A 14,494-nucleotide genomic window follows, 5' to 3' on the forward strand; every position below is an offset into this window, starting at 1 on the left:
TCATACCCGATGATAGGGGTGGCCGGCGAGGATCGTCGCGGCCCGGTAGAGCTGTTCGAGCGCGAGCACGCGCACGAGCTGGTGGGGCAATGTCATCCGTCCGAAGGCGAGCGCGAGATCCGCCCGTTGTCGGAGATCCGCCGCCAGCCCGTCGGCGCCGCCGATCGCGAGATCGAGCCCCGCCGCGCCGGCATCGCGCCAGGCGGCGAGCCGCGCCGCGAATTCCTCGCTGTCCGGCATCGCGCCGCCCTCGTCGAACAGGATGAGCGGATGCCCCGCACCGAGCCGCGCCGCGATCGCCCGCCCCTCCTCGGCCTTGCGGTCCTCCGGCCGGCGCGCGGCGCTTTCGGCGATCTCGGCCAGCACCGGACCGGAAAGGCCAAGCCCGCGGCCAAGCGCCGTGAACCGCTCGGCATAGCGCGTCACGAGCTCGCGCTCCGGCCCGGCCTTGAGCCGGCCAACCGCGACCAGGACCAGCCGCACCGCCTACTCGGCGGCGCGACGGATGCGTGGGCTCCGGGTCCGGACGGCCCTCGGCGCCGATTCGGCCTCGCCTTCGAGCGGGCGCCCCGCGCCCCAGAGCTTCTCGAGATTGTAGAAGCCCCGGACCTCCGGGCGGAACAGATGGACGATGACATCGCCGGCATCGATCAGCACCCAGTCGCAGACGGGCATGCCCTCGACGCGCGGACTGGCAAGGCCCCGCTCCTTCAGCGCCTGGACGACCCGCTCCGCGACCGCACCGACATGACGATCCGAACGCCCGGTTGCGATGAGCATCGCATCGGCGAGGGAGGTCTTTCCGGCGAGATCGAGGGCGACGATATCCTCGGCCTTGGCGTCATCCAGCACGCCCTTCAAGGCCTCGACGAGCGGACCAGCGGCCGGCGCGGCGGCGCCGAGGCTGGCGACAGGCGGCAGATCGGCCGCCTTGGACAGATGCGTCGTGATCAGTGTCGCGGTTCCTCTCGGTTGAGCGCACGAACGGATCGAGATTAGCCCGATCGCCGCAAAACGCCAGTAGCGAAATGCACCACTCGCCCGACCGTCGGAACCTTTCCGGCCCCGCGAGGACGGGCACGCCTTCCCAGTCCTTCCGGCATTCTAGGCCGGAAGTCTTAAGAAACTCGCGCCGACCGATGGCGGTTCGATGACAGGGGGCGGCGCGGAGCACTTCGCTGTGGATGGCGGCTCAAGCCGAATTGTTGGCGAAGATCCCGATCAGCGGGTTGCCGGCCGAAAGCTGTGCCTGCGAGGACCGGATCGCGAGAAAACGCTGCGCGAATTTCTCGACATAGGCTGCATCCTTCAGACGGGACATGTCGAACCCCTGCTCGATCCGCGCCTTGAGGTTGTTGAAATCGCCGCCCGCCGCCGCACGGGAAATGCCGAGCGTATCGATGACGACCCCGAACAGAACGGGATCGGAGATGATCTGGTTGATCTGCGTCTTGCTGCCGGCCGTGCGAATGAAATAGGCTGCTTCCTGGAGGGAGGAATCGATCTCGCCAAGGCTGCGCTCGTATTCATTGGTGACATAACGGGCGCTGACGAGCTTCTGCGTCTCTTCCGATTGAAGCTTCGTCACACCCTTGCTGAAAAACTCGAAAGCAAGATTGAATTCACGATAGCGCGTATCCGTGAATTTATTGAGAAGCGATTCCGGATCAGTCGCGTCAGATTTCGCGATCGCTTTGGTACGAAAGCCGTATTGCATCGCATCTTCAAGGCCGAAAGCCGAAGTTGCGACCGAAAGAAGACGATAATTGTTCAGAAACTCGTCTGCGTTGGCAACCTTCGCCGACTTTTCCTTGAAATATTCAAGCTCGCGCTTGACGGTCGCGCTCTTGGCAAACTGCGCCTCGTGCTTGTCGCGCGTCGCCTTGGCGATGCGATTGAAATAGACCAGCAGGGAGATCGAGACGTTCGAAACCCCGGTGTCGAAGAAGCTCATCATGACGCGGTACACCACTTCTTGGATCGCGCGCATGATGCGGGGCGGGTCTTAAGATCCCGTTGTCCCGTTGCCATCCTTTGCGCGCAATCGCGTCGAGGATTGGTCGGAGCGCGGTCCGTGCAGGAACACCCAGACCGGCGGCACCAGTGCGGCCAGCTCCTGCGAATCGCTTTCGTCGATCCGCCCGCGTGCCAGGACCCGCGCCGCCGGGCTCGCGGCGGCCTTCAGTGTCGAGCCCGGCCGGTCGATGATCGCGATCGGCACGGATGCCGCGATGTCGCGCCATTTCTGCCAGCGGTGAAAGCCCGCAAGATTATCCGCGCCCATGATCCAGACGAACCGGACGAGCGGCGCCCGCGCCTTCAGGAAACGGATCGTCTCCTCCGTGTAGCGGGTGCCGATCTCGGCCTCGATGCCCGAGATGACGATGCGCGGATCCTGGCCGACAAGCCGTCGGCAGGCCGCCATCCGCGCCTCGAGCGAAGGCAGCCCGGCATTCTCCTTCAGCGGATTGCCAGGCGTGACGAGCCACCACAGCCGGTCGAGGCCGAGCCGGCGCAGCGCGGTGCGCGCCACGAGCAGATGCCCCTCATGCGGCGGGTTGAAGGAGCCACCGAAGAGGCCGACCCGCTGGCCGGGAGACGTTGGGGGAAGGATGGGACGGGCCAATCGACGCTCGTTGTCACTCCCGGCCGCGCGGCCGGTGGTCGGGCGGCCAGCAAAGCGGGGAAGCCCGGTTCGGGCAAGAGATTTCCGGCGCCGGGCCCGGATCCGCCGGCGGAGACATCAGGGGCGCACCGTTCCCGCGCCCCGGACCACATATTTGAAGCTCGTCAGCTGCTCGACCCCCACCGGTCCGCGCGCATGCATGCGGCCGGTGGCGATACCGATCTCGGCGCCGAAGCCGAACTCCCCGCCATCCGCGAATTGCGTCGAGGCATTGTGCATGACGATGGCCGAATCGACCTCGCGCAGGAAACGGCCCGCCGCCGCCGCATCCGCGGTGACGATGCAATCGGTGTGATGCGAGCCGTAGCGCTCGATATGCGCGATCGCCGCGTCGAGCCCGTCGACAACCTTCACGGCGATGATGGCGTCGAGGAATTCGGTCGCCCAATCCGCCTCGGTCGCGGGCGTGACGCGCGGATCCGCAGCCTGCGCATCGGCATCGCCGCGCACCGCGCATCCGGCATCGAGCAGGGCGCCGACCAGCGGCGCGAGCAAAGCCGGCGCCGCCGTGCGATCGACAAGCAACGTCTCCGCCGCGCCGCAGACGCCGGTGCGACGCAGCTTGGCGTTGAGCAGCACCGTCTTCGCCATTGCCGCATCGGCCTTCTCATGGATGTAGACGTGGCAATTGCCGTCGAGATGCGCGAAAACCGGCACCCGCGCCTCGGCCTGCACGCGCGCAACGAGGCTCCTGCCGCCGCGCGGCACGATCACGTCGAGCGCCCCGTCAAGCCCGGCGAGCATCAGCCCCACCGCCTCGCGATCCGCCACCGGCACGAGCTGGATCGCCGTGGGGGGAACCCCTTCCGCCGCGAGCCCGCGCGTCATTGCGGCATGGATGGCGATGGCGGAGCGCAGCGCGCCGGATCCCGTGCGCAGGATGACGGCATTGCCCGCCTTGAGACAGAGCGCGCCGGCATCGGCCGTAACATTCGGCCGGCTCTCGAAGATCACGCCGATCACCCCGAGCGGCGTACGCACGCGCTGGATGACAAGCCCGTTGGGGCGCTTCCATTCGCTCGTGACCGCGCCGACCGGGTCCGGCAGCGCGGCGATGTCATCGATCGAATCCGCGATCGCCGCGACGCGGCCTGCGTCGAGCAGCAGGCGATCGAGAAAGGCTGCGTTCTGCCCGCCGGCCCGCGCCTCCTCGAGATCGCGCGCATTGGCGGCGAGGATCTCCGGCACCGCCGCGCGCAGGGTCGCGGCGGCAGCCTGCAGCGCGCGCGTCTTGCGTTCCGGCGCCATGACCCCCAGCTCCCGGCTGGCCGCGCGCGCCGCACGCCCCATGGCCATCATCTCGGCGACGAGCCGGGTGCGCTCCGTCGGTGGCGCGAGCGCGCGGAGCGGTTCGTCCGTCATCTCGGATGCGTTGATCGAGGGGGGCACGGAAGCATTCACAACGGCGTTCTCCTGCCGGCCGGGGGTATTCCCGCCTTCATGGCATATCCCCATCGGCACCGGCGCCATCGCCCGAAAGCACGAGGTCGTCGCGATGGATGATTTCCTTGCGCCCTGAATAGCCGAGAATGGCGGCGATGTCGCAGCTCGCGCGGCCGGCGATCTTCACGGCATCGCCGGCATCATAGGCCACAAGGCCGCGCGCCAGTTCGCCGCCATCCGCGCCGCGCACGATGACGCAATCGCCGCGCGCGAAGGCGCCGTCGACCCGGATCACGCCCGCCGGCAGCAGGCTCTTGCCGGCCCGGATCGCGCGGCCGGCACCGGCATCGACATGCAGGATGCCGCGCGGCTCCAGCGTGCCGGCGATCCAGCGCTTGCGGGCGGTGACAGGCGTCGAGGGCGAGAGGAACCAGGTGCAGCGCGCGCCCTCCGCCACCGCCCGCAGCGGATGCAGCCGCGTGCCGTTGGCGATCAGCAGCGCCGCGCCGCCGGCAGTGGCGATCTTGGCGGCCTCGATCTTGGTCGTCATGCCGCCGCGCGACAATTCCGAGGCCGCGCCGCCGGCCATCGCCTCGATCCGCGCGGTGATGCGCGGCACCACCGGCACGAATTCCGCCGCCGGGTCATCGCGCGGCGGTGCCGTGTAGAGCCCGTCGATATCGGAAAGCAGAACCACGCAATCGGCCGAAGCCATCGAGCCGACCCGCGCGGCGAGCCGGTCATTGTCGCCGTAGCGGATCTCGTTGGTCGCGACGGTGTCGTTCTCGTTGATGACCGGAACTGCCCTGTGATCGAGAAGCGTGCCGATCGTCGCCCGGGCGTTGAGATAACGCCGCCGCTCCTCGGTGTCCCCGAGCGTCAGCAGCACTTGCGCGGCGGTGATTCTGTGCGCCGCGAGCCCCTCCGCCCACACACGGGCGAGCGCGATCTGCCCGACGGCCGCCGCCGCCTGAGCCTCCTCGAGTTCGAGCGCCGGCCGCCGGAACCCGAGGACGCCGCGGCCCATCGCGATCGCTCCGGACGAAACAACAAGGATATCAGCGCCTTGATCATGAAGAGCGGCAATGTCGCTGCACAAGGCCGCAAGCCATTCCCGCCTGAGCCCGGTCGCGCGGTCAACGAGCAGCGACGACCCGACCTTGATGACGATCCGCCGGAAACCGGCCAGTTCCGGCAGAGTCACCGACCGGCACCGGCGCGACGACCGACCAACGCAGCGCGGCGAAAGGGCGGCACAGACAAGGAAAAATGCGGCTTCTGCACAGGACTTCGCGTGTTGCTACCGGAGGTTGCTGGAATGGAATCCGGATTGTTGTTCACTTCTCGTCAACCGGGGGATTAAACATGAACTGGGATTTCCTCAAGCTCAACCGGACGGACCGACCTCAGGACGATTATGCCCAGGCTGCGCCCCGGCCCGCTTCGGGCCTGCGCGAGGAAGGCGTTCGCTTCCGCGAGGAACTGCCCCGGCGGCGCGAGGACAATGTCCGCATGATCGCGCCGCTCGATCCGCGCGCGATCAATGCCGCGCGGGACACGGTCTTCGCCAATCTCAACGAATTCGAGAACACGCTCCAGGAATTGTCGCGGCTGCCGGAGCAGTTCCGCATCGTCATGGCGCCGATCGAGAATGCCGTGAACGCGATGGGCCTGCTGCGCTCGCGCCTCGAGACCGTGGAGGAGAGCTTCACGGTCGAACAGCGCCGCGCCTCGTCGCTGGCCACCGAATTGACCGCATTGCGCGCCGAGAGCGAGAAGCTGACCTTCGCGCTGCGCGGGGAGGAAGCCGCGACCGCCTCCCTGCGCGAGCAGGCGAGCAAGCTCGAAACGGCCAGCAAGACGCTGCGCCATGAGAATGCGGAGCTTCAGGCCCGCCTGGTGCGCATCGAACCGCAATTGCGCGATGCCGTCGCCGCACGGGACGCGCTCGAAGTCGAACTTGAGGATCTGCGCCGCGCCAAGCTTCAGGGCGACGAGATCATGGCCGCGCTGCGCAGCGAGCTGGCCGAGATCAAGGACGTGCTCGCCAGCACCGAGAACCAGAAATCCGCGCTGGAAATCACCGCGCAGCGCCAGAAGGAGCGCATCGAGGAGGCCGCGAAGACCATCTCGGACCTCGAGGCCTCGCTCCAGACGATGACCGACAAGTTCTCGTTCACGAGCGCGGCCCTTATGCGCGAGCGCAATGCCGTCCGCGCCTTGCGCGCGGAGACCGAGCAGAAATCCCGCGAGCGCGAGGAGGGCCAGGTCCAGTTCGAGGCCCAGATCGAGGCGGCCCGCGCCCGCTACGATTTCGTCGAGAAGATGCTCCAGGAAACCCGGGCCCGATTCGGCGAGGAGACCCGCCAGCTCGCGACCGCCCGGCGCGAGCGCGCGGAGGCCGACCGCCGGATCGGCCAGCTCACGCTTCAGCTGGAGGCGATGCAGCGCGAGGCCGCCGAGGCCCGCGGCCAGATCACCGCCGCCTCGGAAGCCGCCGAGCTTTCGCGCCAGCTGCTGGCCGCCGAGATCGACCAGCGCCGCAAGATCGAGATGGAGCTCGACCTGCTGCGCACCGAGAATTCCAATCTCACGCTCAAGCTCAGCGCCGTGAACAATTCGTTCCAGTCGATCGACCAGTCGATCGGCGAGGCGTCGCAGAAATTCCGCAGCAGGATCGCCCAGCTCCAGAGCGAGAACGAGCAGCTTCGGGCCGCGCTCAACGAGAAGCGCAACCAGGAGCAATCGGATTTCGACAAGGAATTCGAGTTCCTGTTCTCGAGCCCGCCGCCGAAGGCCGACCCCGACGAGGACGACGCCAAGATTTACGCCATGCGCTGATCTCCCGCGCATCGGGCATCGGCCCCGCCGGCCGAGCCAAGGCCGGAATTGCGCGTGGCCCGCGGGTTATGGCTGCCATGCCGCTTGTGCGTCCTTGCCTTCGTCACCCCTCCCATCGGCGACGCGGGCGGCATCGATCCCGGCCATCAGCGCCTGCAGGGCCTCCCGCACCCCCTCCCCCGACACCGCCGAAAGCAGCAGCGGCTTGCGCCCCGCGGCGCGGCGCAATCGTTCGACCTGCACCTTGAGGGCCGCGGGATCGAGCGCGTCGATCTTCGAAAGCGCGACGATTTCCGGCTTGTCCGCAAGGCCATGGCCATACGCCTCGATCTCCTTCCGGACGATCCGATAGGCCTTGCCGGCATGCTCGCTCGTTCCCTCGACGAGGTGGAGAAGCACCCGGCAGCGCTCGACATGCCCGAGGAAACGGTCCCCGAGCCCGTGGCCGAGATGCGCTCCCTCGATCAGCCCCGGAATATCGGCCAGGACGAATTCGCGGCCATCGACCCGCACGACGCCGAGGCCGGGATGCAGGGTCGTGAAGGGATAATCGGCGATCTTGGGCTTGGCCGCCGTGGTGGCTGCGAGAAAGGTCGATTTGCCGGCATTGGGCAGCCCGAGAAGGCCGGCATCGGCGATGAGCTTCAGGCGCAGGATCAGCTCGCGCTCCTCCCCCGGCTGGCCGGGATTGGCGCGGGTCGGCGCGCGATTGGTCGAGGTCGTGAAATGGAGGTTGCCGAAGCCGCCATTGCCGCCCTTGGCGATCAGGACGCGCTGGCCGATCGCGGTCATGTCGGCGATCAGGCTCTCATCGGCCGCGTCGAGGATCTCGGTCCCGACCGGCACCTTGAGCACCACATCGGCCCCCTTGGCGCCGGCGCGGTTCTTGCCCATGCCGTGCATGCCGGTCCTGGCCTTGAAATGCTGCTGGTAGCGATAATCGATCAGCGTGTTGAGGCCATCGACGCATTCGGCCCAGACATCGCCGCCGCGCCCGCCATCCCCGCCATCAGGCCCGCCGAACTCGATGAATTTTTCGCGCCGGAACGAGGCGCAGCCGGCCCCACCATCGCCGGAGCGGACATGGATCTTGGCCTGGTCGAGAAACTTCATGCGAAGGCCCTAGCGGTGATCGATCTTGAACACAAGCAGCCCCGCGCGCGCTGAACCCCGATGCCCGCAACGGGATCAGCGCCGCTTCCGGCAATGGCCGCATCACGCCGCCCCCTCCTCCGCCAGTTCCCGCCGCACCGGCAGCGGCGCCCGCCAGCCCTTGAGGCTCTGCCAGAGCGCCCGGGGCAACCGATAGGATTCGACCGGAACCCGGCCACCCCAGGCCGGCAGATCGAGCATGTCCGAACCGACAAGCTGGAAGCCGCAGCGCTCCAGCACCCGCCGCGACGCCGGATTGATGACCCGGACCGAGGCCGCGAGCGCCTTGACGGGGGAATAGAGGAAGGCGGCATCGATCAGCGCCTGCGCGGCCTCCGTCGCACGCCCCTGCCCCCAATGCGGCCGGCCGAGCCAGTAGCCGAGCGCGGCCTCGTCCGGCCCGGTGGCGCGCAGCCCGACCATGCCGAGGAACCGGCCCGGCTCGGCCCGATCCGTGATCGCCAGCTTGACGCGGCTGCCGAGCGAGTTCCACTCGCGCGCATCGACGATGTAGCGCGGCGCCGCCTCCGGCGGATAGGGATGCGGAATGATCCCCGTCATCTCGGAAATGACCTTCTCGCCGGCCAGTTCGAGGATGGCTCGTGCATCGTCCGCCTTGGGCCAGCGCAGGAACAGCCGGGGCGTTTCCAGCGTGAACACGTCGTCGCGGAACAGGTTCGGGAACATGGGATCATCCGCTCTTGGAAAACCCGGCTTCCTGGACGGTTGACCGGGCTGGAATCGAAAGGGGAGGCTCGGTTCCCCGGACCTCCCCTTCGGTTCCTGGATCGCGGATGCGGCCCTGCCGCTTCCTCATCCTCCGCCGGTTCGGTTCCCGAGGAACCCGACGGGGGAGAGTGTCATTCTCGCTCGCCGGTTATTCTGCTGCCGCGGCCGTAGCCGGAATGACGTTGATGTATTGACGCGGGCCTTTCTGTTTGAAGGCAACAACACCGTCACAAAGCGCGAAGAGGGTATGGTCGACGCCCATGCCGACATTCACGCCGGGATGCCATTTGGTCCCGCGCTGGCGCACGATGATGTTGCCGGCAACGACAGCCTCGTTGCCGAACTTCTTCACGCCGAGGCGCTTTGACTGCGAATCGCGACCGTTGCGCGACGAACCGCCAGCTTTTTTGTGAGCCATGAGAGCTCTCCTTCGATCCGATGCGGGACCGGGTCCAAACCGTTGCTGGACCCTACCCGAGATTCCTCAAAAAATCACGCGAAAAGTCAGCCCTGCTGACCGATCCTGTCAGCAGCCCGCCGCGGCGGGCCGCGTTGTCACTTGTCCTCGCCCGAGGCGAGCTCTTCCCGGTCGAGCTTGGCGCGCGGCGGCTTGCCGGCGAGCAATTCCTTCGCCTGCTCGACCCATTCCTCGCGGGCTGCACGGCCGCGCAGCTTCAGCTCCTCGTCCCATTTCGCGAGATCGGCCTCGGTCCAGGCGGCGATCTGCGACCAGGTGGCAATGCCGGCGGCGCGCAGCTTCTTCTCGATCGTCGGGCCGATTCCGGCGATGAGCGAGAGATTGCTCTCGTCGCGCGCGCCTTCGGCCGCAGCAGCGGCGGGAGCGGCGGCCTTGTCCTTCGTCGGCCGGGCGGCCTTGGCGGCGGGCTTGCGGCCATCCGTCAGGATCTCGGTGATGCGGACGATCGTCAGATCCTGGCGATGGCCCTTCTTGCGCTTCGAATTCTGACGGCGGCGCTTCTTGAAGCTGATGACCTTCGGCCCGCGCGCCTGCTCGACAAGCTCCCCGGCAACCGTGGCGCCGGCAACGAGCGGCGTGCCGATCACCGCCGTCTCGCCGCCGATCATGAGTACGTTGTCGAAAGCGACGACGTCGCCCGGCTCGCCCTCGAGGCGCTCGATGGTGATGACGTCGTTGGCGGCAACCGTATATTGCTTGCCGCCGGTCTTGATGACCGCGAACATGTTCTCTTCCTTTCGCACCGCCTTCAGCGAACACCCGCCGGGCGGCCTTTTTCGGGTTCATGCGCCGGCCGGAAACCCCAAACCCGCGCAAAACGAAAAGCGCGGTTCTTCCGCCGCGCTGGATCGCGCGCATAAGCCAGATCGGAGCCGCGCGGTCAAGCGGAAAGCGCGCGGGCGAGGAAAGGCAGGCAGATGGCGCGCCGCGCCGCATGACCGCCGGAACGGAGCCCCCCTCTTCCGGCAACGGAACGTCCACAGCTTCCCGCAGGTGCGGGCTCCGCCGCGCAACGGAGCCCGTGCGCCTCGCCTCTTGCCATCGGCCGCGGGCTTCGGTATCTCCCGGCCCCTGACCACGCGTTTCGCGCGTCCACGGAGAGGTGGCAGAGTGGTCGATCGCGCCGCACTCGAAATGCGGAGTCCGTGCAAGCGGACCGGGGGTTCGAATCCCTCCCTCTCCGCCATCATCCCTGTTGCGAACACGGACAGGCGCCCGTCGTGGGCCTGAAATAGTCGTGTTTTCAAAGGGCTTTGCCTCCCCCATGCGAACCGCTGAGACTGCACGCCAGGCCCGTTCCGGGCTCTGAACGGCGCTCCGTCTCTGTTCGGGCGAACCTCACCGATTTCGGTTCGGTCGGATTTTTCGTCGTCTTTCCAATGACCTGACTTTCAACGCCGCCAAAACTTCGGGCCTTGTGTCAATCGCCTTCGAGGGGAACAGAGCCGCAACACGCAAGAGGCGCAGCGGTTGGGTTCGCTGGCCGAATGGCGCGTAGCGGTGGCGGTGTCGCTCGGCCTGATCTCTCTGATTTCTTAGGATTTTTGGATTGCCTTCCGGCCAGCCTACGTGCTTGGCTTCAGTGGTAGATTAGATCGCGTGGATTGTCTGATGTCGGGATCGTCCCAAGCCGGTTTGGCGGAAAAGTATCTTGTCGATGATCTGCCGGGCGCCGCGCTCGTCGGGGCGCGGTTGAACGGAATTCTGCAGAAGATCGAGGCGGGCGAGACGTTGACCTCCTTGGCGCAGGCGTTTCTGACGTCCGGCGGGCTCAACTCTCTTCTGGCGCTGGCGACCGGTCAGATCGATCGCCCTGCCTTCGAGGAGGTTGCGGCGCGCGAGCGATCAGACCGTATCCAAAGCGCGAAGGACGAAGCCGACAGGGTGGCAGCCGAACAGGCCCGAAAGGCCGAGGCGATGGATGTCGCGGTCAAGGCGCGCTTCGCTGCAATGGAGAATGACCCCGTGCTGCGCCGGAAGCGCGAAGCCCGCGAGTTGCGGGATCGGTTCGGGATCGGCTTCATCGAGACCGAGCACTATCCGCGTGCAATGCGGCTGCTGAAGCAGGTGGCAAGCGTTAACCGCCTGGCGCCCGAAGACGTCGCATGGTTGTCGACCGAGGCGGTGGACTGCTGGACCGATGCGTTGCAGCAAGCGTGGCATCGGCTGGAAGCCGAAGAGCTCACCAAGGCTTGGGAAGAAAGCCGCAATCCGTGGGATGCCGTAAATGCTAGTGCGCATTGGCGGAAGGCTGATGAACCCCAGCAGGCGCTGGAGGTAACGGAGGCGGCGCTCGCCAAGGTGGGACGGAGCCCGAAACCGAGATCGGCGCTCTTGACGACGCGCGGAGGCGCGATGCGCGATGCTGGCTGCCTCACCGAAGCCAGGACACTCGGGCTGGAGGCGCACGAACTGACCCCGGCCGATTTCAGGCCGTGCACGCTGCTTGGCGCTGTCTCGATGGGGCTTGGGGACCTCGCAGCCGGTCACGAGTGGTATGCGAAAGCCGAAGCCTTGGGGGCCGAGCGCCGCGCCATCGACCAGGATCTGCGGGCACTGCTGATCCGTTCGGAACCCGATGCGCGAGATCGTATCCGGAACTATCTGCTCGAGCAGGATCCAGAGCGTTTCGCGTGGCTGCGAAATTGGAACCACAAGATCGCTGCGACGCATCGACGATAACCTGTGCAGGCGCCAGTTCATCGCTCGACCGCCGGTCGAGACGTGAATGCCACTCGATCAGTCGAAAACTCGCCCCGGCTGTTCGTCCCACGGCAGGGACGCCACGAAGCACAGATCATAGATGCTGATCGTCGAGGGCTCGCGGTGGATGACGAGTCGCTCGAGCACCTCGGGCGCCAGCCATGCGAGGCGCAGGAGGCGGCTGACGTAGCGGTCGGAGAGGCCCTCGTCGGCGGCCAGATCGGCGAGCGTGGCGACGTCGCCGCGTTCCAGCCGCTGCCGCCAGCCCCATGCGCGGCCGATGGCGCGCAAGAGGTGGGGATCTTGTCCGCGGTTCATGGCGGCCTCGACGTGCTTCGGCGGAAGGATCCGGGGACGACCACCGCGACGGCGGAGTTCGAGCGGGATGTGGACGCGCAGGGTGTCGGGCGCGGGCATCAGGCCACCTCCTTCTTCGGCGGGGCCATCAGCGCAGCGATGGCGCCGAGGCCGTCGTGGCGCAGGTCGATGGCGAGCCCCGCCTCGCTGACCGTGATGCGCGCGACCAGCAGCTGGACGATGCGCGACTGCTCGGCCGGGATGAGCGCCTTCCACAGGTCGTCGAACTGCGCCAGCGCGGCGACAACGGTGGTCTCATCGAGATCGGGGCGGTCCTTCCGCACCGCTCGCGCGGTGCGCGCCGCCACCTCCGGCGTGCGCAGCATCCGGCGGATTTCGCCGATGACTGCCTCCTCGACCATGGCACCCGGCAGCCGCTGCGGCCCCCGTAGCTCAGCCGCCGGGCGTTTCCGGATCACGTCCATGGACGTGTAGTAGCAGTAGCGCTTGCCCTTCCGCTTGGTGTGGTGCGGCGTCATGGCCGCACCCGTCTCGGTGAAGATCAGTCCGCGCAGGAGTGCCGGTTGGGCCGTTCGCGCCACCGCCGCCCGTGCGACGCGGTTGTTGGCGATGACCGCGTGGACCTCGTCCCACAGCTTCTGGTCGATGATCGCCTTGTGCTCGCCCGGATAGACCTCGTCCTTATGCACGGCGAGGCCGAGATAGACCTTGTTGTGCAGGAACTTCAGCAGGTAGCCCCGGTCGAACACCGCGCCGCGCTTGGTGCGGATCCCGCGGGCGTGCAACTCCTTCAGCACCTGCGCGGTGGAACTGGAGCGGGCATAGAGGCGGAAGATCGTGCGGACCTGTTCCGCCTCGGCGGGCTCGATGACGAGCTTGCGGTCCTTCACGACATAGCCGAGCGGCACCGGCCCGCCCATCCACATCCCCTTGCGTCGGGAGGCGGCGAACTTGTCGCGGATCCGCTCGCCGATCACCTCGCGCTCGAACTGGGCGAAGCTGAGCAGGATGTTCAGCGTCAGGCGGCCCATGGACGTGGTGGTGTTGAAAGACTGCGTGACCGAGACGAAGGTCACGCCGTGGCGGTCGAAGATCTCCACCAGCTTCGAGAAGTCCATGAGCGCGCGGCTGAGGCGGTCGATCTTGTAGACCACGACCACGTCGATCAGCCCGGCCTCAATGTCGGCGATCAGCTGTGCCAGCGCGGGGCGATCCAGCGTGCCGCCCGAGAAGCCGCCATCGTCATAGCGGTCGCGCAGCGCCACCCAACCCTCGGCACGCTGTGAGGCGATGTAGGCCTCGCAGGCCTCGCGCTGGGCGTCGAGGCTGTTGAACTCCATGTCGAGTCCTTCCTCGCTCGACTTGCGGGTGTAGATGGCGCAGCGCAGGCGGCGGACGGCTTCGGGCTTGGTGCGGCTCATGGGCGCGCCTCCGCACCATGGGCGAGCCCGAAGAACTTCCACCCGTTCCAGTGACTGCCGGTGATCGCGCGCACGGCGGCCGAGAGCGACTTGAAGCGGCGCCCCTGCCATTCGTATCCGTCGGTCAGCACCGTGACGATCTGCTCCTCACCCTGCCATTCGCGCACGAGCTTGGTGCCGGGGATCGGCCGACGGGGATCCGCGATCAACGGGCCCGAGGTGCCCGTGGCGACCTCGGCCGCCAGCGCGTCGAGCGTCCGCCGCGTCGCGGGCTTGATCCCGCCATGGGCCAGTTCCTGGATGCGGTAGCCGATCCGCAGCTCCAGATTCCCGCGGCTGGCGTTCGGTGCGGGTTCCCCGAACATGACCCGCCACCTGGCCTGCAGCTCCGGCACCGTCATGGCCTTCAGCGCCGCCAGCTCGGTCAGGACGTCGATCCCCTCCGCCTGGCGCGCGAGCGCGGCCTTTGCTGCTGATTTTCTTGTGTTTTTCCTCATGCGTCGTCTCCAACTCGGTTTTGCACCTGTCTCCGACGACGGCGTCTGAGGGCGAGAATGTCCAGCGAACTGTCTCCATCGAGCGGAGAATTCTCGTTCGTTTCCAGTGAGTTGGTGCGCGCGATGGCGCTGGCGAGGATGGCGGCCAGTTCCGCAAGCCGCTCATCGGTCGTGAGCGTCTCGGCGGGCGGCGCGAAGGTGATGTCGTCTTGCATGGGGAGCGAACCTCCTGAGGCGGTTTGCTCCGTGTTCGCTGGTCGAAGCGACGGAATTCAAGTCAAAACAA

General features: G+C 67.2%; 16 protein-coding genes and 1 tRNA gene. 3 read left to right on the forward strand and 14 right to left on the reverse strand.

What is annotated here, in order from left to right; translation table 11 throughout:
• The 6 genes from rlmH to proB form a co-directional block, all read right to left on the reverse strand.
• Entirely contained in the window at positions 1-483 is a 483-nt protein-coding gene (gene rlmH / locus FWJ24_RS13085) for a 23S rRNA (pseudouridine(1915)-N(3))-methyltransferase RlmH (RefSeq protein ID WP_150288285.1), read from the reverse strand.
• A 3-nt stretch (positions 484-486) separates the two neighbouring features.
• Entirely contained in the window at positions 487-861 is a 375-nt protein-coding gene (gene rsfS / locus FWJ24_RS13090; RefSeq protein WP_342788618.1) for a ribosome silencing factor, read from the reverse strand.
• A gap of 331 nt (positions 862-1,192) precedes the next feature.
• Positions 1,193-1,990 (reverse strand): DUF1217 domain-containing protein, encoded by a 798-nt coding sequence (locus FWJ24_RS13095; protein ID WP_150288287.1) that lies wholly within the window; start codon positions 1,988-1,990, stop codon positions 1,193-1,195.
• A gap of 15 nt (positions 1,991-2,005) precedes the next feature.
• The gene (locus tag FWJ24_RS13100) at positions 2,006-2,626 is read right to left on the reverse strand and encodes a nicotinate-nucleotide adenylyltransferase (protein ID WP_150288288.1); all 621 of its coding nucleotides are present in this window, start codon (positions 2,624-2,626) and stop codon (positions 2,006-2,008) included.
• 117 nt (positions 2,627-2,743) lie between these two features.
• Complete coding sequence (locus FWJ24_RS13105; protein ID WP_150288348.1) at positions 2,744-3,985, reverse strand: glutamate-5-semialdehyde dehydrogenase; 1,242 nt, start codon at positions 3,983-3,985, stop codon at positions 2,744-2,746.
• Positions 3,986-4,124: 139 nt separating this feature from the next.
• Positions 4,125-5,258, reverse strand: a complete 1,134-nt coding sequence (gene proB, locus FWJ24_RS13110; protein ID WP_246155687.1) for a glutamate 5-kinase — start codon at positions 5,256-5,258, stop codon at positions 4,125-4,127.
• A gap of 176 nt (positions 5,259-5,434) precedes the next feature.
• On the opposite strand from proB, the gene FWJ24_RS13115 reads away from it, so the two are divergent.
• Positions 5,435-6,910: a coiled-coil domain-containing protein gene (locus FWJ24_RS13115; protein WP_150288290.1), complete on the forward strand. Its 1,476-nt coding sequence runs from the start codon at positions 5,435-5,437 to the stop codon at positions 6,908-6,910.
• 66 nt (positions 6,911-6,976) lie between these two features.
• On the opposite strand, the gene obgE is transcribed toward FWJ24_RS13115, so the two are convergent.
• The 4 genes from obgE to rplU all read right to left on the reverse strand — a co-directional run bounded on the left by obgE (position 6,977) and on the right by rplU (position 9,994).
• On the reverse strand, positions 6,977-8,023 hold the full coding sequence (gene obgE / locus FWJ24_RS13120; RefSeq protein ID WP_150288291.1) for a GTPase ObgE: 1,047 nt from the start codon (positions 8,021-8,023) through the stop codon (positions 6,977-6,979).
• Between the two features lie 102 nt (positions 8,024-8,125).
• The gene (locus FWJ24_RS13125) at positions 8,126-8,749 is read right to left on the reverse strand and encodes a GNAT family N-acetyltransferase (protein ID WP_150288292.1); all 624 of its coding nucleotides are present in this window, start codon (positions 8,747-8,749) and stop codon (positions 8,126-8,128) included.
• A gap of 190 nt (positions 8,750-8,939) precedes the next feature.
• Positions 8,940-9,209, reverse strand: coding sequence for a 50S ribosomal protein L27 (gene rpmA / locus FWJ24_RS13130; RefSeq protein WP_150288293.1), 270 nt, complete (start codon positions 9,207-9,209; stop codon positions 8,940-8,942).
• 137 nt (positions 9,210-9,346) lie between these two features.
• Positions 9,347-9,994, reverse strand: a complete 648-nt coding sequence (rplU, locus tag FWJ24_RS13135) for a 50S ribosomal protein L21 (protein WP_150288294.1) — start codon at positions 9,992-9,994, stop codon at positions 9,347-9,349.
• 371 nt (positions 9,995-10,365) lie between these two features.
• Between rplU and FWJ24_RS13140 the strand changes: the two genes are divergently transcribed.
• Positions 10,366-10,455 (forward strand) — tRNA-Ser (locus FWJ24_RS13140).
• Between the two features lie 425 nt (positions 10,456-10,880).
• Positions 10,881-11,951 carry a tetratricopeptide repeat protein gene (locus FWJ24_RS13145; protein WP_150288295.1) on the forward strand — a complete coding sequence of 357 codons (1,071 nt, stop codon included), beginning with the start codon at positions 10,881-10,883 and terminating at the stop codon, positions 11,949-11,951.
• 57 nt (positions 11,952-12,008) lie between these two features.
• Here the strand turns inward: FWJ24_RS13145 and FWJ24_RS13150 are convergent, their stop codons facing one another.
• The 4 genes from FWJ24_RS13150 to FWJ24_RS13165 are packed head-to-tail and all read right to left on the reverse strand — an operon-like array spanning position 12,009 to position 14,423.
• Positions 12,009-12,389, reverse strand: a complete 381-nt coding sequence (locus FWJ24_RS13150; RefSeq protein WP_150288296.1) for a hypothetical protein — start codon at positions 12,387-12,389, stop codon at positions 12,009-12,011.
• On the reverse strand, positions 12,389-13,711 hold the full coding sequence (locus FWJ24_RS13155; protein ID WP_150288297.1) for a recombinase family protein: 1,323 nt from the start codon (positions 13,709-13,711) through the stop codon (positions 12,389-12,391). The genes FWJ24_RS13150 and FWJ24_RS13155 overlap by 1 nt, the downstream gene beginning before the upstream one ends.
• Positions 13,708-14,208: a DUF2924 domain-containing protein gene (locus FWJ24_RS13160; protein ID WP_150288298.1), complete on the reverse strand. Its 501-nt coding sequence runs from the start codon at positions 14,206-14,208 to the stop codon at positions 13,708-13,710. The genes FWJ24_RS13155 and FWJ24_RS13160 overlap by 4 nt, the downstream gene beginning before the upstream one ends.
• Positions 14,205-14,423, reverse strand: a complete 219-nt coding sequence (locus FWJ24_RS13165) for a hypothetical protein (RefSeq protein ID WP_150288299.1) — start codon at positions 14,421-14,423, stop codon at positions 14,205-14,207. The genes FWJ24_RS13160 and FWJ24_RS13165 overlap by 4 nt, the downstream gene beginning before the upstream one ends.
• Between the last annotated feature and the right edge of the window lie 71 nt (positions 14,424-14,494).

Origin of the sequence: Rhabdaerophilum calidifontis, from assembly GCF_008641065.1 — a bacterium.
Taxonomy (GTDB): domain Bacteria; phylum Pseudomonadota; class Alphaproteobacteria; order Rhizobiales; family Beijerinckiaceae; genus Rhabdaerophilum; species Rhabdaerophilum calidifontis.